Annotated in this window: 17 protein-coding genes; 5 read left to right on the plus strand and 12 right to left on the minus strand. The window is 37.5% G+C overall.

Features of this window, described 5'->3' with window-relative positions; genetic code table 11:
• Window positions 1–297 precede the first annotated feature (297 nt).
• The 5 genes from NYE67_RS14535 to acsA all read right to left on the minus strand — a co-directional run bounded on the left by NYE67_RS14535 (window position 298) and on the right by acsA (window position 6,443).
• Entirely contained in the window at window positions 298–1,446 is a 1,149-nt protein-coding gene (locus NYE67_RS14535) for an acetylornithine transaminase (RefSeq protein ID WP_340730338.1), read from the minus strand.
• A complete protein-coding gene (gene argB, locus NYE67_RS14540) occupies window positions 1,443–2,219 on the minus strand; it encodes an acetylglutamate kinase (protein WP_340730339.1) in 777 nt (258 codons plus the stop codon). Before argB ends, NYE67_RS14535 begins: the two co-directional genes overlap by 4 nt.
• Window positions 2,182–3,405: a bifunctional ornithine acetyltransferase/N-acetylglutamate synthase gene (gene argJ, locus NYE67_RS14545; RefSeq protein ID WP_340730340.1), complete on the minus strand. Its 1,224-nt coding sequence runs from the start codon at window positions 3,403–3,405 to the stop codon at window positions 2,182–2,184. The genes argB and argJ overlap by 38 nt, the downstream gene beginning before the upstream one ends.
• A 19-nt stretch (window positions 3,406–3,424) precedes the next feature.
• Window positions 3,425–4,459, minus strand: coding sequence for an N-acetyl-gamma-glutamyl-phosphate reductase (argC, locus tag NYE67_RS14550; protein ID WP_340730341.1), 1,035 nt, complete (start codon window positions 4,457–4,459; stop codon window positions 3,425–3,427).
• A 256-nt stretch (window positions 4,460–4,715) separates the two neighbouring features.
• Window positions 4,716–6,443 (minus strand): acetate--CoA ligase, encoded by a 1,728-nt coding sequence (acsA, locus tag NYE67_RS14555; RefSeq protein ID WP_191700603.1) that lies wholly within the window; start codon window positions 6,441–6,443, stop codon window positions 4,716–4,718.
• 164 nt (window positions 6,444–6,607) lie between these two features.
• On the opposite strand from acsA, the gene NYE67_RS14560 reads away from it, so the two are divergent.
• The 4 genes from NYE67_RS14560 to NYE67_RS14575 all read left to right on the plus strand — a co-directional run bounded on the left by NYE67_RS14560 (window position 6,608) and on the right by NYE67_RS14575 (window position 9,592).
• Window positions 6,608–7,240: a GNAT family N-acetyltransferase gene (locus NYE67_RS14560; RefSeq protein WP_191700604.1), complete on the plus strand. Its 633-nt coding sequence runs from the start codon at window positions 6,608–6,610 to the stop codon at window positions 7,238–7,240.
• A 25-nt stretch (window positions 7,241–7,265) separates the two neighbouring features.
• The gene (locus NYE67_RS14565) at window positions 7,266–7,913 is read left to right on the plus strand and encodes an acetoin utilization AcuB family protein (protein ID WP_191700605.1); all 648 of its coding nucleotides are present in this window, start codon (window positions 7,266–7,268) and stop codon (window positions 7,911–7,913) included.
• Entirely contained in the window at window positions 7,910–9,073 is a 1,164-nt protein-coding gene (locus tag NYE67_RS14570) for an acetoin utilization protein AcuC (RefSeq protein ID WP_340730342.1), read from the plus strand. The genes NYE67_RS14565 and NYE67_RS14570 overlap by 4 nt, the downstream gene beginning before the upstream one ends.
• Window positions 9,074–9,178: 105 nt before the next feature.
• Window positions 9,179–9,592, plus strand: a complete 414-nt coding sequence (locus NYE67_RS14575) for a universal stress protein (protein WP_340730343.1) — start codon at window positions 9,179–9,181, stop codon at window positions 9,590–9,592.
• Between the two features lie 81 nt (window positions 9,593–9,673).
• On the opposite strand, the gene ccpA is transcribed toward NYE67_RS14575, so the two are convergent.
• The 3 genes from ccpA to NYE67_RS14590 all read right to left on the minus strand — a co-directional run bounded on the left by ccpA (window position 9,674) and on the right by NYE67_RS14590 (window position 12,796).
• Entirely contained in the window at window positions 9,674–10,672 is a 999-nt protein-coding gene (ccpA, locus tag NYE67_RS14580) for a catabolite control protein A (protein ID WP_340730344.1), read from the minus strand.
• A 156-nt stretch (window positions 10,673–10,828) separates the two neighbouring features.
• Entirely contained in the window at window positions 10,829–11,590 is a 762-nt protein-coding gene (locus NYE67_RS14585; protein ID WP_340730345.1) for a 3-hydroxybutyrate dehydrogenase, read from the minus strand.
• A gap of 120 nt (window positions 11,591–11,710) precedes the next feature.
• Window positions 11,711–12,796, minus strand: coding sequence for a bifunctional 3-deoxy-7-phosphoheptulonate synthase/chorismate mutase (locus NYE67_RS14590; protein ID WP_340728707.1), 1,086 nt, complete (start codon window positions 12,794–12,796; stop codon window positions 11,711–11,713).
• Window positions 12,797–12,975: 179 nt separating this feature from the next.
• On the opposite strand from NYE67_RS14590, the gene NYE67_RS14595 reads away from it, so the two are divergent.
• The gene (locus NYE67_RS14595) at window positions 12,976–15,123 is read left to right on the plus strand and encodes a cell division FtsA domain-containing protein (RefSeq protein WP_340730346.1); all 2,148 of its coding nucleotides are present in this window, start codon (window positions 12,976–12,978) and stop codon (window positions 15,121–15,123) included.
• A 59-nt stretch (window positions 15,124–15,182) separates the two neighbouring features.
• On the opposite strand, the gene NYE67_RS14600 is transcribed toward NYE67_RS14595, so the two are convergent.
• The 4 genes from NYE67_RS14600 to NYE67_RS14615 all read right to left on the minus strand — a co-directional run bounded on the left by NYE67_RS14600 (window position 15,183) and on the right by NYE67_RS14615 (window position 20,997).
• Window positions 15,183–15,668 carry a YtxH domain-containing protein gene (locus NYE67_RS14600; RefSeq protein WP_191700612.1) on the minus strand — a complete coding sequence of 162 codons (486 nt, stop codon included), beginning with the start codon at window positions 15,666–15,668 and terminating at the stop codon, window positions 15,183–15,185.
• A 33-nt stretch (window positions 15,669–15,701) separates the two neighbouring features.
• The gene (locus NYE67_RS14605) at window positions 15,702–16,217 is read right to left on the minus strand and encodes a DUF948 domain-containing protein (protein WP_340728709.1); all 516 of its coding nucleotides are present in this window, start codon (window positions 16,215–16,217) and stop codon (window positions 15,702–15,704) included.
• Window positions 16,218–16,505: 288 nt separating this feature from the next.
• Window positions 16,506–17,804, minus strand: coding sequence for a UDP-N-acetylmuramate--L-alanine ligase (murC, locus tag NYE67_RS14610; protein ID WP_340730347.1), 1,299 nt, complete (start codon window positions 17,802–17,804; stop codon window positions 16,506–16,508).
• A gap of 148 nt (window positions 17,805–17,952) precedes the next feature.
• Window positions 17,953–20,997: a DNA translocase FtsK gene (locus NYE67_RS14615; RefSeq protein WP_340728711.1), complete on the minus strand. Its 3,045-nt coding sequence runs from the start codon at window positions 20,995–20,997 to the stop codon at window positions 17,953–17,955.
• Window positions 20,998–21,104: the final 107 nt, after the last annotated feature.

Genomic DNA, 21,104 nt, shown 5'->3' on the forward strand with positions numbered 1-21,104 from the left:
ACATAAGTAGAATTTCTTTGTATAAGAGAAATTTCCTTATTAAGAAACTGATACTTTATGAATTGATTGGAGTGAAGGGGCGACTCCTGGGGGATGAGCGTGACGCCTGAGACTAGGAACAAAGGCTAAGAACGCCACGTCCTGTGGCAACGCTTTTGTGACCGACATCGTGTCGGCCTCACGCCCCCGGAAAGCGTCCCCGCAACGGAAATCAATTCTGGTAGAAACAGAAAAATATCCATTTTCCCTTCAGGAAAATGGATATTTTTCGTTTTGTCCTAAACTCTTTTAAATTATTTATAGAGTTGTAATTTTATCAGTTTGTAATACACCTTTTAGAATGTCTACAGCTTCATCAATTTCCTGCTCACTTACTGTTAATGGTGGCAATAAGCGTATTACTTTCGGACCCGCCGCTACAGTTAACAATCCAGCTTTATCTAAAGCAGCTACATATGGCGCTACGTCTTCTCCACCTAATCCTAATCCAAGCATTAAACCTTTTCCTTGAACAGTATAGTTCGGGAACGCTTCTTTAAGTTTATTTACAAAATAGCTTGATTTTTGTTTTACAGATTGTAAAAATTCATCATTAAATATATGATCAATAACTGTTTGTGCTACTGACACTGCTAGTGGATTTCCACCGAATGTCGTGCCATGTGTTCCTGCGTTAAACGTATTAAATAGTTCCTCTGTACCGAGAATGCCTCCAATAGGAAAACCTCCTCCTAGACCTTTCGCCATTGATACAATATTAGGCTTAATTACAGTTTGCTCAAATGCAAAACGGGTACCTGTACGCCCAATTCCCGTTTGTACTTCATCGGCGATTACTAAAATATCCGTTGATTGCTGAATGTCGTGAATAGCTTGCGCAAATTCATCTGATACAGAATTTACCCCACCTTCACCTTGAATCATCTCCAGCATAATTGCTGCTGTTTCAGAGTCGGCTGCTGCTTTTAAAGCATCTACATCATTAAACGGTAATGTAATAAATTCACTCACTAAAGGTCCGAAGCCGTTACGTACTTTATCTTGACCAGTCGCACTCATTGCACCGAATGTACGTCCATGAAAGCTTTGTTCGAAAACGATTATTTTATGCTTCCCTGTATGCTTTCGAGCCAATTTAATTGCAGCCTCGTTTGCCTCTGCTCCACTATTACAGAAAAAAGCATAGGATAGATGTAAATCTTTCACTAAGGATGCCGCCAGCTTCTCTTGACCTGGGCTCTCAAATAAGTTACTAATATGCCATAGTTTTTCACTTTGCTGCTGAATTGCCTCTACAATTGCAGGATTGGCATGACCTAAGCTACAGACAGCTATTCCACTTGTAAAATCTAAATAGCGTTTTCCTGTAGTATCGAATACTTCAGTTCCTTTCCCTTCAACTATAGCGAAAGGTCTTCTTACGTAATTTTGAAATAATGCACTCATTTTACTAGCTCCTCACTTAAAATAGTTGTACCGGTTAATGTTTCATTGACAATTTGGACAGATGGTATTCCCGACTCTAAACAATTTAAAGCACCCTGTACTTTCGGTATCATACCGCCGTATATATCTCCTTCGTCAATCCATTGCTTAATTAAATTTGGCGTGGCTTCTGATTGAAATTCATCTTTTATCCGAATACCTGCAACATCTGTAACGAGGAGTAAACGATCTGCACCTACTGCCAATGCAATTTCACTTGCCACTGTATCTCCATTAATATTAAGTGCATGCCCATCCTTTGTTGCACCAATGCAGGCAATTACAGGGACAATACCACTTTCAGTTAATGTATTTAATAAGTTTACATTAACACTTTTTACCTTACCTACAAATTTATAAGTTTCAAAATCTAAAAATTCACTTTCCAACAAGGTTTGATCAAAACCATTTAACCCTACAGACTCAATTCCTGCAGCATTGAGTTCATGAACTAATGCAGGATTAACTTTACCGATTAAAGTTGATTGAACAATTCCAATCATTTCTTCATTCGTTACCCGTAAACCGTTTACAGTTTGAGATTGAATGTTAGCGGCGGCTAATTCACGATTAATCGCAGGTCCTCCCCCATGGGTAATAATGAGTTGAATCCCCTGATCTTGAAGGGCTTTGAAATTACGAAAGAAGGCCTCGTTAAGACCTTCCAATGTGCTTCCGCCCAACTTTATGACCATTTTACGAGCGGTATGATGCGTTGATTTGAACGTAGTCATAAGTTAAATCACACCCCCATGCAAAGCCGTGACCTTCTCCCACTTCTAAAGACACAAAGATTTTAACTTCATGCTGCTTTAGGATTTCGATCAGTGCTTCTTCTGAAAAGTTAATTGGCTCACCATTTTCTACCATTGTCGCTCCGCCAATTTTTATTGTAATTTTATCAGGATCTACTACAGCACCTGAATAGCCAACTGCCGCGATAATACGACCCCAGTTTGCATCACAGCCGAAAACTGCTGTTTTTACAAGAGGGGAACCGACAACTGTTTTTGCAATTTTTCTTGCCTCTTCATCAGAAATGGCACCATCTACCTCAACTTCAATTAGTTTTGTTGCGCCTTCTCCATCACGTGCAATCGATTTTGCTAAGTCTTCTGACACTAATCGTAATGCTGTATAAAAATTCTCCCAATCCGGATGTGCAGGTGATAGTGGTTCATTACCGGCTAAACCATTTGCCATAACTACTACCGTATCATTTGTTGATGTATCCCCATCTACTGTAATTGAGTTGAATGTACAATCCGTTACATTAGATAATGCTTTTTGCAATTCATCTGATTCAATATTTGCATCTGTCGTAATAAAGCCCAACATAGTCGCCATATTCGGTTCGATCATACCTGAACCTTTTGCTGTTCCTGATACAATCACTTCTTTACCGTCTATAATTGTAGCGTATGTTGTATTTTTCATTACTGTATCTGTTGTCAGGATTGCTTGTGAAAAATCAATTCCACTTTCAAGTTTGGAATCCGGTAACAACATTTCCATCCCTTTTTTAATAGGCTCCATTTTCATAATTTCCCCAATAACACCTGTGGATGCTACCCCAACCAAATCTTCAGAAATGCCGAGCTTTAGTGCAGCAAGTCTTTGCATTTCGTAAGCATCTGCTATCCCTTGTTTACCTGTGCAAGCATTAGCATTTCCTGAATTCACAATCATTGCCTGCATTTTTTTCGTTCCATATACAACTTCCTTTGTTACTTTAAGAGGGGCCGCTTGAACAGCATTTGTTGTAAATACGCCCGCTACACTTGCTGGTACATCACTGACTAAAATCGCTAAATCTTTTTTCTTATGTTTAATACCGCAATGAACACCTGCTGCAGTAAAGCCTTTTGGTGATACGATATTTTTGCTAGATAGTTTTTTCATTTCAATTGTTGAAGCCATTTGATGTTCCTCCTAATGTTTAAATAAAGTACGGTACAAGTTGTAGGCCTGTTTGCTGTGGCAACCCAAACTGAACATTCATGTTTTGGATTGCCTGCCCTGCAGCCCCTTTTACTAAGTTATCGATAACCCCAATAATTGTTGCGCGATTCGTCCGTTCATCGAGCTTCACATAAATATCGCAATAATTCGAACCTTTTACGCGGTTAGTTCCAATAGATGACGCTTCCTGAATGACACGTACGAAAGGGTGATTCTCATACGTTGTAGTTAAACAATCAACTAATTGCTTTTGGGTCACACCTTTTGTTACCTGTGCATAGGAAGTAGCTAAAATCCCCCGTGTCATCGGCACTAAATGTGTGTTAAACGTAATAGTTGTTTCGGTATCGGTAAACATCGAAATTGCTTGTTCTATTTCAGGAATATGTTGATGCTCATTAATTTTATATATTGAAAAGCTTTCATTTGCTTCACTGTAATGTGTAGTATTTGATGGTTTATTGCCAGCGCCGGATATTCCGCTCTTTGCATCAATGACTAAAAAACTTGGATCAATCAGCTGATGCTTTATAAGGGGCAGGATGGATAAGAGAACTGCTGTTGGATAGCAACCTGGATTTGCAATTAAATCCGATTTCTTGATGGCTGCTTCATTCCACTCTGTTAATCCATATACACTCTTTTCAACAGCTTCTTTCGGTGCCGGCTTTTTCTTATACCAAGATTCATAGCTTTCAAGGTTTTTCAATCGAAAATCCCCTGATAAATCGATTAGTTTTGGACCTCGGTTTACTAAAGGTGGAAATAGAGTACTTGATACCCCAGACGGTGTACTTGCAAAGACAACATCGGATTTTGCTAATACATCGTAATCTATTTTCAATAATGGTTGATTATAAATATCTGTTAAGTGAGGGAATTTATCTGAAAATACTGTTCCTTCCTCAGATGATGTAAATAATCCTATTTCTTCTACTTCTTTATGGTTATGCAAGAAACGCAATAATTCCAGACCGCCATACCCTGTGGCACCAATAATACTTACTTTCATCTTTGTCACCTCTAATTTTTTTATTGCCAAAAAATACATTAATGAAATCTAAAAGATAAAAATAAGTATAGTTATGTATATTTATTTAGTCAACTGTATTTTTATATAATCATAGATAATTCCAAATTATCGTTCAATTATTTGAGTATTTAAGGTGAAAAGCACTAATTGCCTTTCTTATAGCCTCATTATATTAATAGTAAAAAAAGCGCCTACATATGTAAGCGCCCCATAGCATATGCAAATGTGAAAAGGATTAGTCTTCCATAGTGGATAAATCACCCGTTGGTAAGTTTAATTCCCATGCTTTCAATACTCGGCGCATGATTTTTCCACTTCGTGTTTTTGGCAACTTATCTTTAAATTCTATTTCACGTGGTGCTGCATGGGCAGATAATCCTGTTTTTACAAATTCTCTAATATTTGCTTCAAGTTCATCACTTGGCTCTACCCCTTCACGCAATGAAATGAATGCTTTAATGATTTCCCCGCGCACAGGATCCGGTTTTCCGATGACACCCGCTTCTATTACATCCGGATGTTCAAGTAATTTACTTTCTACCTCGAACGGACCGACACGCTCACCTGCCGTCATAATTACATCATCTACACGCCCTTGGAACCAAAAATATCCGTCCTCATCCTTATATGCTGAGTCACCTGATACGTACCATTCACCTTTTAAAAAATAAGAATTATATCGTTCAGGATTCCCCCAAATTTGGCGCATCATAGCTGGCCAGCCTTTTCGAATTGCTAAATTCCCCATTGTGTATGGTGGTACTTCATTTCCCTGATCATCCACAATCGTAGCATATACTCCCGGAACTGGTTTTCCCATAGATCCTGGTTTGATCTCCATCGCTGGGAAATTGCATATCATATGTCCGCCTGTTTCTGTCATCCACCATGTATCATGAATACGGTGATTTAGGATCTCCATTCCCCATTTCACTACTTCAGGGTTTAAAGGTTCCCCAACGGATAAAACATGTCGTAATGAAGATAGATTGTATTTGCTGATCATACTTGGACCAGCACCCATTAACATTCTGAATGCAGTTGGTGCACTATACCAAACAGTAACACCATATTCTTCAATCGCACCATACCATGCTTGCGGGCTGAAGCGACCACCAATAATTACATTAGTAACCCCATTCAACCAAGGTCCAAAAATACCATATGCTGTTCCTGTTACCCAACCTGGATCAGCTGTACACCAATAAATGTCATTCTCTTTTAAATCAAGTACCCATTGAGCGGTTTGATATTGCTGTACCATTGCATAATGCACATGCAATACACCTTTTGGAGTACCGGTAGAACCAGATGTATAATGTAAAATGGAGCCATCCTCTTTATCGACCCATTCAATGTCAAAATCTTGAGGTGCCTCTTTGAAATATTTATTAAAGTCCAATATTTTATCCGTTTCCTCAACATCTTCTCCAACTACAAAAATAGTCTTTAAATGTGGAAGCTTCTCGATAGGTACCCGATTTAATAATGATGGTGTTGTTATAATTGCAACTGCCTCACTATCCATTAAACGGTCATAAACGGCCCCTTCCATAAATGCCTCAAATAACGGTCCAACAATTGCCCCTATTTTTAATGCCCCTAATAAGCTGAAATAAAGCTCCGGTGTACGTGGCATGAATACAAATATACGATCCCCTTTTCGCAAATTTGCTTTCTCCTTCAGTACATTTGCCGCTTTATTCGAGTTGCGTTTCATATCAAAGAAAGAATATGACTCTTTTCGATGCCCATCATTATAATAAAGTGCTACTTTATTTTTCCGATGTGTTTCGACATGTCGATCTATTGCTTCATATGCAATATTAATCTTCCCCGTTTCATACCAAGAAAATGCCTTCTCAGTATTGACCCAATCATGATTTGCAGCTGCATCCTCATAATTTTTCAAATTATGTTCCCCTGGAATTACTGCTAGTTTTTCAACTGTTTTTGTCCCCATGAAATTTCCCCTTTCTTTAAAACATACAACCATTTTACAATAAAAATACTATAATGGGCAAAACATTTATAATTTTCTAACAATTTAGTTATTTATCGTAAAATAAAGCGTATTTTCGCATTAAATAGAGTATAATGGAGGTATTACAAGCAGGTGGTGTGATTATGAATCATGTAAAAAAATACTATTGTCTTGAATTCGAATCGAAGAATGGTAATGTTTTAGTGGAAGGGCCCGTTTCCTCAGAAAAACTTGCATCCTACTCATTACACGAAGACCTGAAAGCATTTCGACCTTCTCATCAACAGCATAAAGCACTAGTCGAAATTGCCGGGCTAGAAGAAGGACGTATAATTATTATACGAAAAGATGATATCATCGTGGGCTATGTGACATTTCTTTATCCTGATCCTTTAGAGCGTTGGGCAGAAGATCGTATTCCTAATATGATTGAACTTGGTGCTATTGAGGTAATACCCTCTTATAGAGGTACGGGTGCAGGAAAGAAACTGCTCGAAGTTTCCTTTATGGATGATGCTATGGAAGATTATTTAGTTATCACGACTGAATATTATTGGCATTGGGACCTCAAAGGAACAGGTTTATCAGTTTGGGATTATCGGAATATGATGGAGAGAATGATGACTACCGCCAATTTTGAATATTACGCTACAGACGACCCTGAAATAACGTCCCATCCTGCAAACTGTTTAATGGCTCGTGTCGGGTCACGTGTAGGAACCGAGACACTTGAAAGATTTGACAAACTTCGCTTTAGAAGTCGTTTCATGTATTAATTCTTATTGCAAAGGGGATTGAAAAATGATTGTCGAGGAAATTATGAAAAGGGATATACATACACTCCTTCCCGAGAATACGGTACGCGATGCCGTCCGCCTTATGCGGGAAGAAAAAATCCGCCACGTACCAATTGTAAGTTCTGACGATATAGTTGTCGGAATCATTACAGATCATGACTTAAAAAACGCATTACCATCATGTTTACGAGAAGAACCGAACTCTACTATCTATGATTCACCCATCGAAGAAATAATGGTGAAGAATCCAATAGTCGGTCATCCTTTAGATTTTGTTGAAGAAGTTGCTTCAATATTTTATGATGCTAAAATCAGCTGTTTGCCAATTGTATCTGCCGGTAAATTAGTCGGTATTGTTACTACAACAGATTTACTTTACACATATATTGAATTAACAGGGGCACATCAGCCAGGTTCAAAAATAGATATCCGAGTTAGCAATCAACCTGGCATGCTTTTTGAGATTTCAAGAGTATTTCAGGAAAATAAAGCAAATGTAGTAAGTGTTCTTGTATATCCTGATGGCGATAATACAAAATCACGTATCGTAAGTGTCCGATTACAAGTAATGAATCCGCTTCATATCATCGAGGATTTGCGTAAGCAAGGATACGATGTACTATGGCCGAATTTACCTGGCGTTTCACTATGAAAAAAGCTGTATTTATTTATTCTCCAGATCAACTTACTTACAAATTTTCGGACACACACCCGTTTAATCATAAACGACTACATTTAACGATTGATTTACTTAAGAATATTGGGGCTTTAAACGATGAGGATATCGTTCCGGCCCGTGTTGCAACAGATGAAGAAATTGCTTTGGCTCATGACCCGCAGTATATTGAAATTGTAAAAAAAGCCGGTCATGGTGAATTAACCGCACAACAGGGTGAACCATTTGGAATTGGTACTGAGGATACGCCTATGTTCCGAAATATGCACGAAGCAAGTGCATTGCTTGTAGGGGGTACATTGCAGGCGGTCGACTCTGTTTTGCAGGGGAAATCACAGCATGCACTAAATTTAGGGGGCGGACTGCACCATGGCTTCCGTGGAAGAGCTTCCGGTTTTTGTATATACAATGATAGTAGCGTTGCTATTAAATACATCCAGGAGAAATATGGGCTTCGCGTTTTATATGTAGATACAGATGCCCATCATGGTGATGGTGTTCAATGGTCATTTTATGATGATCCCAATGTATGTACACTTTCTATCCATGAAACAGGTCGCTACTTATTTCCGGGTACAGGGAATATTACGGAACGTGGTAATGGCGAGGGCTATGGTACATCCTTTAATTTCCCAATTGACGCCTTTACAGAAGATGAGAGCTTCCTAGAAATATATGAGCAATCAATGCGTGAAGTATTTGAATTTTTTAAACCGGATGTAGTACTAACTCAAAACGGAGCAGATGCACACTATTTTGATCCTTTAACTCATTTGTATGGAACGATGAACATTTATAGGGAAATTCCAAAGCTTGCCCACAAATTGGCCCATGAATATTGCGGCGGGCGATGGATAGCTGTCGGTGGCGGAGGCTATGATATTTGGCGTGTAGTACCACGTGCTTGGTCACATATATGGACAGAAATGACTGACCAACCTACACCAACTGGTCCACTACCACAAAAATGGCTTAATAAATGGCAACAGGAATCACCTGTTCCTCTCATTCCGACTTGGGATGATCCAACACCTTTATATGAGGCTATTCCTCGTAAAGCAGAAATTGAAGAAAAAAATGCACGAATGCTTGAAAAAGCGCTACATATTATTCGTACAGAAAAGAATCGTTCTTAAAAGATGCTATACAATCTTTAGTCAAAGATTGTATAGTTTTTATTTTCCTAAAATAGGGATATTCCTATATACTAAAATAGAATAAAGAAAATTGGGGGCTATTACATGTATAAACATATTTTACTGGCAATCGATGGTTCTGAAAATTCATTTCGTGCTGCAAAAGATGCTGTTGGCATTGCTACAGAGGACTCGTTGATTGAGATTATTTCTTCAATACCTACAGAAGCTATTTCAAATGAACCGTTACATATGGGAACCCTCACTCAAACAGATGAACAATATATTCAAAAATTATCGCGTGAAATTGATTATGTAAAAAGTAATCATCCCCATTTAAAATTAACAATCGTACATGGTCCTGCAGGTCGAATGATTTCAAACTATGCTAACCATCACAATGTAGATTTAGTTGTAATCGGCTGTCGTGGATTAAATACAATGCAGGAAATGGTATTTGGCAGTGTTAGTACATACGTCTCCAAAAATGCGAATTGCTCTACTTTATTAGTAAAATAATTATTAGTGATTTACAAAATCCAAGTAGCATAGAACAAAAAATAACAAAAAGCCTGCCACATTGTTGTGACAGGCTTTTTGTTATTTACTTGAATCACGCTTTTCTATTCGATGTGGCAAGATGACATGCTGATCATCGACTTCTTCTTTATTCATATACTTCGTCAATAAACGCATTGCAACTGCCCCAATATCGTATAAAGGCAATACAACACTTGTTAATTGTGGGCGTACCATACGAGCCAATTTGGAATTTTCGAAGCTAATAATTTCCACATCTTCCGGTACCATTTTCCCGCTATCCTGAATTCCATGAACTAAACCAATTGCAAGTTCATCATTACCTACAAAAATAGCGGTAGGTGGGTTCTCAAGTTCGCTTAAATTTACCCAACTTTCCAAACCATCGTCATATGACCCATCCCCAGCAACAATTAATACTTCATCAATGGCAATATTTGCTTTTTGTAGGGCATCCTTATACGCTGCTAGTTTGCGTTCACCATTAACTGTATATTGTAAAGGACCCGAAACAAAAGCAATGCGCGTATGACCATTGTCAATTAGCATTTGAACTGCTTCCAAAGCTGCCTTGTAGTAATCGATATTCACAGATGCAACTTTTTCAGTTGAACTTATCGATCCAGCTAAAACTATCGGGACTGGACAAGCCTCTACTGCCCGTTGGAGCGTTTCCGTTACTTCCTCACTCATCATGACAATTCCATCTACTTGCTTTCCTAGCATAGTATCGAGTAATGTTAACTCTTTTTCTTCATTCTGATCTGAGTTTGCCAAAATAATATTATAGCGGTACATTGTTGCAATATCTTCTATACCACGTGCAAGCTCTGCATTTAAATTATTCGAAATGTCAGGGATAATGACACCTACTGATGTTGTTTTTTTACTAGCTAAGCCACGTGCTACTGCATTTGGACGATATTCAAGACGCTCAATCACTTCCAGCACTTTTTTTCTTGTAGCTGGCTTAACATTTTGATTTCCATTCACCACACGTGATACTGTTGCCATTGAAACATTTGCTTCACGCGCAACATCATAAATTGTGACAGTCAAAAAATCTCCCCCTTTAGCATGTTATACGGTTTTATTTTTTAAAGTAGATTAACTAATAATATGTATAGTTTTATCATATAATATTTTCATTTCTTTTTTCAATCTAAAACCTAGTGAATAACTAGTTTTAGCTATAAATATTGCAAAAAAATCATTTTACTGCACTGTATAACCTCCATCTAGGACAATTGCCTGTCCTGTCATACCTTTTGCTGCCTCACTACATAAATATACAACCAATCCTGCTATTTCAGAAACATTTATCAATCTCTTTTGTGGTACTAAAGGATATAGCACTTGCTCTAATACATCTTCAACTGCTATATTTCTTGTTTTCGCTAAATCTTCAAATTGATTTCTTACAAGTTCAGTATCGACATAGCCAGGACAAATAGCATTGACCGTTATTCCATCTGTAGCCGTTTCTAGCGCTGCTACTTTTGTTAATCCGATCACTCCATGTTTTGCAGTATTATAACCGGCTTTTCCTGCAAAACCGACTAAACCATTAATGGAGGCTATATTAATTATTCTGCCAAATTTTTGTTGTTTCATAATCGGCAAAGCATATTTCATGAAAATAAATGGTGCGACAACCATCACCTTCTGCATCAACTCAAAAATTTCCGTATCAAACTGCTCAATTAGTGAGACATGTTGAAAACCTGCATTGTTTATAACGATATGGAGTGCACTAAATTGGGAGATAACAGCGTCTATCGCTTCTTGTATTTGGAGTTCGTCACTGACATCACATACTAAAAAACTTAAATTTGGCTGTTCTTCAACAGCCTGTTTTAATCTTTCTTCATTTTTATCGGAAATTATGACCTTAACCCCATTGTTTGAAAGTTCTTTCGCAATTTCATATCCAATTCCTTGTGCAGCCCCTGTAATTAATGCAATCTTTTGCTCCATACAACTTCCCCTTTATAATACTATTTAGAAAAAATTGTAATTTAATACGCATCAACAGTCAATTAAATATAGCGCAAAAAAGGCTATGTTGAATAAATTCAACATAGCCTTTATCAAATATTATTTTGATACTTCGTATTGCTTCATGAATTTTAAAATTTCATCATAATATGCATTGAAAGTAGGAATATCCATTTGCTGTTGTTGATCAGATAATGCAATTGATGGATCTGGATGTACTTCCGCCATGACACCGTCTGCTCCAATAGCAATTGCAGCCTTAGAACATGGTAGCAGTAAATCACGACGACCTGTTGAGTGTGTTACGTCTACCATGACTGGTAAATGTGTTTCTTGCTTTAAAATAGGAACTGCTGAAATATCTAAAGTGTTACGTGTTGCTTTTTCGTATGTACGAATACCACGTTCACATAAAATAATATTTTCATTTCCTTTTGACATAATATATTCTGCAGCATGGATGAACTCATCGATTGTCGCTGCCAAACCACGTTTCAATAGGACAGGTTTATTCGTTGAACCTGCTGCTTTTAATAACTCAAAGTTTTGCATATTGCGGGCACCGATTTGAATTACATCGATATAGTCCAGTGCATGCTCCAAGTCAGAAGGCGTTACGATTTCTGTAATAACCCCTAAACCATATTCTTTTGAAACTTCTTTTAATATTTTTAATCCATCTAATCCTAAACCTTGGAAATCATATGGAGACGTACGCGGCTTGTATGCACCGCCACGAATTAATTTTAATCCTTTTTCCTGGATAGAGGCAGCTACTGCAGCAACTTGCTCATATGACTCAACTGCACATGGTCCAAATACAAATGAAGGTGTACCTGATCCAACTAATTCACCATTAATATTAATGACAGTATCTTCTGACTTTTCTTTTCGTGATACTAGTAATTCTTTTTTCTTTTCTGCTTCTAATTGTTTTAATGCTGTTTTGAAGATTTGTTTAAAAATATAATCAACCGTCATCTGATTTAATGGACCATTGTTATTCTTTTTAATTAAATCAAGCATATGGCGCTCACGAAGCGGGTCATAGCGATTAACGCCCTGTTTTTCTTTTATTTTACCTATTTCCTCTACAACGGTTGCACGTTCGTTAACCAACCGTAAAATTTCTAAGTTTAAGCTGTCAATCTGACTACGTAAGCTTTCTAAATCCTGTTGACTCATATTCCTCTTACCCCTCTTCTTTGCGTATCCAACTCTTTCAGATAACTTAAAAGTGTGATACATTTTTAAGTAATAAACTTATTATAATCAATCTACTGTAGAATGTCACGTCTTTTTAATTTAGCGATTCAACTCGCTAAAGTATATTGTAATAATAAATTGAAAGGAAGCGTTATCATATGACAAATAAATTGTTTGCACTTGATATCGGGACGCGCTCAGTTGTTGGCATTATTTTAGAACAACACGAAGATAAATATCATGTCGCTGATATTTTAGTGAAGGAACATAAAGAACGTGCAATGGTAGATGGCCAAATACATAACGTCCTGTATGTTGCAGAGCTAATACAGGAGATTAAAATCAAGTTAGAAGAAGCACATGGTCCATTAAAAAAAGTCAGTGTCGCAGCAGCGGGTCGAGCATTAAAAACGGAGCAAGCACTTGTCACACTCTCAATTAAAAATAGACCAATTTTTACTGAAGAAGATATTAATAGGTTAGAACTTCAAGCTGTCCAACAAGCCCAGCAGCAATTGTTACAGCATAAAGAAGATGTAAAAAACAATCATTACTATTGTGTCGGTTATTCCGTTTTATATTTCCGTTTAGACGGCGAAGAAATTGGCAGCTTACTTGATCAGCAAGGTGATGAAGCTTCTGTGGAAGTTATCGCAACATTCTTGCCGCGTGTAGTTGTTGAATCACTTCTAGCTGCTTTAAAACGTGCGGATTTGGAAATGGAAGCTTTAACTTTAGAGCCCATTGCAGCGATTAATGTCCTCATTCCTCCAACAATGCGTCGGTTGAATGTGGCGCTCGTTGATATTGGTGCGGGTACTTCGGATATTGCAATTACCGATAAAAGTACTGTTGTTGCTTACGGAATGGTACCAACTGCCGGCGACGAAATTACTGAAAGCTTAAGTGACCACTACTTATTGGACTTCCCAATAGCTGAAATAACAAAACGCCAAATGCATACAAATGAAGAGATTTTAATTCAGGATATTTTAGGATTTGACGAATATATTCCACGTGCAGAAGTCGTAAAAGCTATTTATCCAGCAATTGAAAATCTAGCAAAATCTATTGGTGAAGAAATTTTACGTTTAAATAATAATGTTCCTCCTAAAGCGGTTATGCTTGTAGGTGGCGGGAGCTTAACCCCCCATCTTCCGGAAGAGCTTGGGAAAATATTGAATCTGCCTGCGAATCGTGTAGCAGTTCGCGATGTAAATGCTATTCAGAATTTAACACGTGCAGAACATATTCCAGCAACACCTGAACTTGTCACACCGATAGGCATTGCAATTGCAGCACAAAAATCGCCGATTCATTACATGTCCATCACAGTAAATGATCAAGTGGTTCGTTTATTCGAATTAAAAGAAATGACAGTTGGCGATGCCTTTTTAGCCGCGAATATCCGTGCAAAGCAGCTGTACGGCAGATTAGGTCACGGTTTATCTATTACAGTGAATGGTCAAAATGTATTTGTACCGGGAGAACATGGACAGCCTGCACAAATAATTTTGAATGGGGAAATTGCTTCCACTAAAACACAAATAAAAAATGGCGATAAAATTCAACTTATTCCTGGAAAAGACGGTGCTGATGCATGTGCCACAGTTCGTGACATTATTGATGAGGCAGCTGTTAAAAAGATAACTATTGGTGAGGAAAAATACATAATAGAGCCGAAAGTAATAGTCAATGAAAAGGCAGTGAAACTGGATACACCTATACAGGATCGTGATGTCATTGTTGTCCAAACAATTGCAACGGTAGAAGATGCTTTTAGCAGTACGAATAATACGAAACATCTCCAGCAGTTTAGTTCTTACTGTGTTCATCTGGATGGTAAACCCGTTTATTTACCGGAGTTTTCTTCGCAACTTTTTATAAATGGAAAGCCTGCTAAAATTCATTACCCTATCCAAACAGGGGATGTAATTTCCTTTGAGCAAATTAAGTTGCCTTCCGCAGAACAAATAGCGGCTTCCTTAAATTTGCTTTTGGAGGAAAAAGTGATTGTCACATTCCAACAGGAAGAAGTAGAACTTGCCAAAACAGCACGGGAGTTTTACGTCAATGGTCAAGTTGTTCAAAGTACTTCAACTGTACCAAATGGTGCTACGATTAAAATTATTGAAAAGGATACAGGGAAGTGGATTTACCAGGATGTTTTCCGTTTTTCAACTTGGCAGCTTCCTACCACGTTTAAAGGTTCTTTCACGATTTTACGAAATGGACAGCCTTCTACATTTGATGCGGAAATATTCGGTGGTGACCAATTAGAAATTCAGCTCTCAGAAGTTAAATAATAATTGAATGTCAGTAATATAAAAAGGCTTCCAATGTTTATTGGAAGCCTTTCGCATGGTTACATATCAGTATGACGCGTAGAGTTTGCAAGATCTGGATCTGTATTTAAAGTATCAGGATCTGCATTTTCAGCAGCTATTGCCTGAGATTTCGGATCATCTACTTTATCTACTTCGTCTAAAGGTAATGGTTCTTCCCCTTCTGAAGATGCTGTTCCATCGTCAAATACTGGTGGTTGTTTTGTTGTTTTCCCTTTTACTTTTTCAACAATTGATGAAGATTGTTCTTTTAATTGAGTAGATAGTTGAGCAGTCTTTTCCTTTGCTGTTCCTGAAAGCTCGATACTTTTATCTTTCAAAGTTACAGCTTGTACAGCAACATCGTTACGCATTTCACTGCCTGTTTTTGGAGCTAATAATAATGCAGTGGCTACCCCTACTATTCCACCAACTAATGCACCAATCACAAAATCTTTTACATGAATTTTTTCATCATCATAAATTGAATCATTAATCTGTTGATAGTTAACTCGTTTTTCTTCCATCACAATACTCCCCCTTGACATTTTAAAATAATTTTACCCATTATTCCTTTTCAAAAACCCAAATTTTGATTTTGCACTCATATTTGGTGGTGTTTCATTTGTTTTAGTACTCGTATAAATTACATCTTCATCGTTAATTGGCTTGCGCTGACGCCATTGATCTGCGATACCCATTGCGACATTACTCCACTGAACGACTTGTGCAATTTTATCTTCATTTTTATGAACTTCTGTGGAAATTGATGTAGTAATACGTTGTACTGAAGAATTTAAACTATTTACAGAATCGCCTACTCCTTTAACTGCATGAACTACAGAATTTAACTTCTCCGACTTATCTGAAATATCATCAGCCAATGCATTTGTTTTTGTAAGTAAGCTCGTCGTCTCACGGGTAATGCCTTCCATTTGCCCTTCAATTCCAGCAACTGTCCCGGCAATAGAATTTAATGTATTCTTTACAGAAAACAGTGTCATACCGATGCTTACACATAATACTAAAAATCCGATTGCAGCTACTAATGCAGCGATATAAAGTAGTACTTCCATAATGTTACCTCCTATATCTAGTCCATTTAAACATTCGACAAAAAACCTGACAATCCTTTTCTTTGAAAAACATATTTCGCTAAAACTACAGGAAATATTAGTTTTTCATTCGTGAAATAACTACAACGATATATTTTTTTACTTCACTCAAAAATGAATGTGCCTTTTGTCCATATTGTCATATTTCCCAATCTATCAGTTAATAAAACCCTTTATAATTATTAGTTCTATCATTTATGTATGAAAAACAGCTTATCCTCTAATCCAGGTTAAGCTGCTTTTCTTTTTTTATTTCAAAATAGCTTCAAAAGCATCTTGATATTTATGAACATCTCCCGCTCCCATGAAAAGGAATACGGCATTTCCATGCTTTTTAAGATCTTGAATTGTATCAAGAGTCAATACAGTGCACCCTTCGATTAGGCATGCTAAATCATCAATGGAAAGTTCACCTTGTTTTTCACGAGCAGAACCAAATATATCACATAAATATGTCTTATCTGCCCCACTTAAACTATCCGCAAAATCTTGCAAAAAGGCTTTTGTTCGAGTAAATGTATGTGGTTGGAATATCGCAACAATATTACGCTCCGGATATTTTTGTCGTGCGGATTGCAAAGTTGCTGCAATTTCAGTAGGATGGTGTGCATAATCGTCCACTAAAACAACGTCGCCAATTTTTGTTTCTGTGAAGCGGCGTTTTACCCCACCATAAGTATTAAGTCGTTCCTGAATTAAATTTGCTGGGATACCCTCATAATGACAAAGCGAAATAACCGCTAATGAATTTAAAATTGTATGATCTCCAAATAGTGGAATAAAGAACTTACTGTAAAACTCATTACGAACATATACATCAAACTTAGTACCTTCTGTTGTTTTCTCAATATTTCGGGCTGAAAAATCATTGGCTGAATCAAAACCATAATACACAACAGGTACATTTGCCTGAATTTTTTGAAGCTGTTCATCATCTCCGCATGCAATGATTGCTTTATTTACTTGTAAAGCTAGTTGCTGAAATGCGTCATAAACATCATCTATACTCGTAAAATAGTCAGGGTGATCAAAATCAATATTTGTCATCACTGCATAATCCGGATGATAGGCTAAAAAGTGTCGGCGGTATTCGCATGCTTCCATTACAAAGTACGATGCATCCTGTGCACCAGAACCCGTACCATCACCTATTAAATAAGAAGTTGGCATATAGCCACCTACAACATGACTCATTAATCCAGTTGTTGATGTTTTACCGTGCGCACCAGTAATAGCAATAGATGTATAGCGATTACTATACTCTCCTAAAAACTTATGGTAACGGATTACCTCTAAACCTAATTCACGTGCACGTACTAATTCTGGATGGTCATCATTAAATGCATTACCTGCAATTATTGTTAAGCCTTCTTTAATATTATTTTCATCAAAAGTAAGAATTTCTATTCCTCGCTCACGTAAAGGTTGCTCTGTAAAATAATACGTATCAACATCAGAACCCTGTACTTGCTCTCCAGCATCAAATAAAATTTGCGCAAGTGAACTCATTCCTGAACCTTTAATACCTGTAAAATGATAGCGTGTCATTATTGTTAAAACCCTCCTAGGATACATTGATCCCATTGAAATTATCAATTTGTTGTTTTCAAAGTTATGCATACATTATAGCACTAAATATACGTAACAATAATTGAACGACAATTCAAATTTTATTGTCATTCAATTATCATGTACCTTAGCCGCCAAATTGCTCAACTATATCTTCCTCAGTTATAAATACATCTCTCGGCTTGCTCCCTTTTGGTTCAGAAACAAAGCCCTGACGCTCTAACATGTCTATTAGTCTTGCCGCTCGATTGTAGCCTATATGATAACGACGTTGTAAAAGAGATGTCGACGCTGAACCTTGTTCATATACAAATCGGCATACTTCCTCAAACAATTCATCTTGGTCCTCTACTGTTTCTGAGCGTTTTAATAATTCTTCTTGCTTAAATATATATTGTGGCTCTCCCTGTTCACGTACATACTCAATAATTTCTTCTATTTCATCATCAGTAACAAATGTACCTTGAATTCGGGTAGGAGCCGACATTCCATTCCCTAAATATAACATATCTCCGCGCCCTAGCAAGCGTTCTGCGCCTTGTGTATCTAAAATCGTACGAGAGTCAATTTGAGATGATACTGAAAAGGCAATACGTGTAGGGATATTGGATTTAATTAGTCCTGTAATGACATCCACAGAAGGTCGTTGTGTTGCGACAATTAAATGAATCCCTGCAGCACGGGCCTTTTGAGTAATCCGAACAATACTATCTTCTACATCTTGTGGAGACATCATCATTAAATCCGCCAACTCATCTATTACAATCAACAAGTATGGGAGCTTCTGTGCATACATTCCATTGGCGTCACACATTTTATTATATGCTTCTATTTTACGTGCACCGCTATGCATAAATAACTGATATCGTCTTTCCATTTCCTCAACTGCCCATTTCAGCGCGGCTGTAGCGGCTTTAACGTCCGTTATAACAGGACTTACTAAATGCGGAATATGATTAAATGGTGCCAATTCAACCATTTTGGGATCAATTAACATTAGTTTTAATTCATTAGGATTCGCTTTATATAGCAAACTAACTAAAATCGAGTTAATACATACCGACTTACCAGAGCCCGTTGCACCTGCAATCAGACCATGAGGCATCTTCCTTAAATCGATTGTTACAGGTTTACCTGTTAAATCCAATCCTAAAGCAGCCTCTAATGGCGAATCGGAATCTGTAAACGATGCTGAATCCGTTACTTCAGATAATCGTACTGAACGGGAAATCCGGTTTGGGATTTCAATGCCAATTGAGCGCTTCCCTGGAATTGGTGCATCAATACGAATATCTTTTGCTGCCAGCGCAAGCTTAATATCATCTGTTAGATTCCGGACTTTACTTACTTTCGTCCCTTGCCCAACCGTAATCTCAAACTGAGTTACAGCAGGTCCCTGCACAATTGACTCAATATGCGCCTGAATTTGGAAGTGGGATAATGCTTCGACTAAATTCTCTCCCTGTTCGTCCATCCAATCACGGTCTTCAACCATTTCCTCTGGCGGCACTAAATACTCAAGTGGTGGTTTTACATAAGGAATTCGTTTCGGTAATGGAGGAGTTTCTATAACTTCCTCGCTAGTATTTTCAATTGAAGGTAATTCTTGAATTTCTTCTGTAGTAGCCGCTACTTCAAGTATTTCCTCCATTGGTTGCTGCACATTTTCATCTCGTTCCAGTAATCCTACAGAAGTCAAAGGCAGGTCATTTATTGGTTCTGTCTGTCCCCCACTGTCTTCAACTTTTTGTACCGGCTCATGTTGTAAGATAATCGTTTCAGATTGTTCTTCTTGTTCCTGTCCATCAGATAGTGTTAAGGGGTTTGTATCAATAATATTCTGCACATCATCCAATTGTTGAATGGTAGTGACTTCTTTGTTAAACGTAGTAGTCATAGTCATCTCAGAATCCATTAATTCATTTTGATCGTTAACCACTTCATTACCTTCATCTATTTCTTCCGACTCTATAACAATATGCTTCTGTTGACTTAAATGCTGCTCAACAAATTTCTTTGTAAGCAACTTTTGTTTATCTGATTTTAACATCACAACATTGAATGGAAGACGACTTCCCGTACTTACAGGTTTTACTGTTTCTTCACTCTTCTGCTCGATTACAGTATTATCGTCTGTCGAAGGAACCTGCTCAACATTTAATTGACCTATATGAATTGTTGAGTTTTCAATTGTTACATGTTTTACCTGCACATCATTCATAGTATCTGCAGCAGGTGTCTCTTCAATTGTTTTCTTTTCTTCAACTTCTTCCACCTCTATAACAGGAGGGGATAAATCTTTATTATCTGGTGCTTCAGTGAACTCTTGTGGTTCTAGAACATCTTCTTCTACTTCAAATAAAATAAGCTCTTTCTCACTACTATTTTCATTTTCCACAACAACTTCACTTTGTCGTAATGGTTCTTCGCTTGTACTTTGTTCAACTAGTTCGTGATGTTGCGATTCAAGGGGATTTTCAACAGCTGTCTCCGCCTCCGGGAATTGATTTAGCGCTTCACTATTTTCCGGTGCGACCTTTACTGTTAATGATGACGGTTCATCATTTTTATGCTGCTCATCCGCATCTTGATGTTTTTCGATTAGCTTTTCAATGGGTGTTGGCTTTTTAAATCCATGTACAGGCGAAGGTACATCCGTAGGAATAAAGCGTTTTCTCAATTCGATTGGTTTCGTAGCTTGGTTGCTGACTTGTTTTTCTTCAAGCGACGGTTTTTTGCGTAAATTTTCCCGCTCTTCTTTTAAAATCGGCAATCGGCGTACTGGCTCATTCTTCTGTATGACATTTGAATGCCCTTTTCCTTTACGGCGTCGCTCCAGCAGCTCTCCAATGCCTGAGACTTCTACATCGTAGATTTCACGACCCGCAGTAGATTTTTGCAAGTAATTTGGCAATGAAAGCTTTTCATTATCTTCATCATAAAAGCTAGTCGTTTGGCGTTGTTGCTCTTCTTTTTGTGCAGCTTCTTTAAATTCATCTTCTATTAAAGGGAATCGAAATGCATTTTTCGGTCGATCTGTCTGCTCATTGTAATTGGGTTGCACCTTATGTTGCTCATTTAAATCGGTGTTTGTATAGCCCTCATGTTCATCATAATCTTCATTTAAATCCATCTTAAAAAGTTTATTAAATTTATTTTTAATCCAGCTCATAAAATACCACTACTTTCCTTAAAAACATTGCCATTCAAATTTCATTATTTAAACGGTCTTTATATGTATATAAGATTTACACACATCAAAAGCATATCATATTTGCT

Source organism: Solibacillus sp. FSL W8-0474, assembly GCF_038004065.1.
GTDB lineage: Bacteria > Bacillota > Bacilli > Bacillales_A > Planococcaceae > Solibacillus > Solibacillus faecavium.